This window comes from Neobacillus niacini (assembly GCF_000759675.1).
GTDB classification, from domain to species: domain Bacteria; phylum Bacillota; class Bacilli; order Bacillales; family Cytobacillaceae; genus Neobacillus; species Neobacillus niacini_A.
Window position 1 is genome coordinate 1 of sequence record NZ_BAWM01000044.1, and the last position, 242, is coordinate 242.

1 rRNA gene is annotated in these 242 nt (G+C 52.5%); it reads right to left on the reverse strand.

Annotation, left to right across the window (positions count from 1 at the left end):
• Positions 1–242, reverse strand: a 23S ribosomal RNA gene (locus TR08_RS16995); the annotation flags it as partial.

Below are 242 nucleotides of genomic sequence, written 5' to 3' on the forward strand. Positions count from 1 at the left end.
GCTAGAGGCTTTTCTTGGCAGTGTGGAATCAGGAACTTCGGTACTATATTTCCCTCGCCATCACAGCTCAGCCTTTACGGTAAGTGGATTTTCCTGCTTACCAGCCTAACTGCTTGGACGCGCATATCCAACAGCGCGCTTACCCTATCCTCCTGCGCCCCCCCATCACTCAAACGATAAAGAGGTGGTACAGGAATATCAACCTGTTGTCCATCGCCTACGCCTTTCGGCCTCGGCTTAGG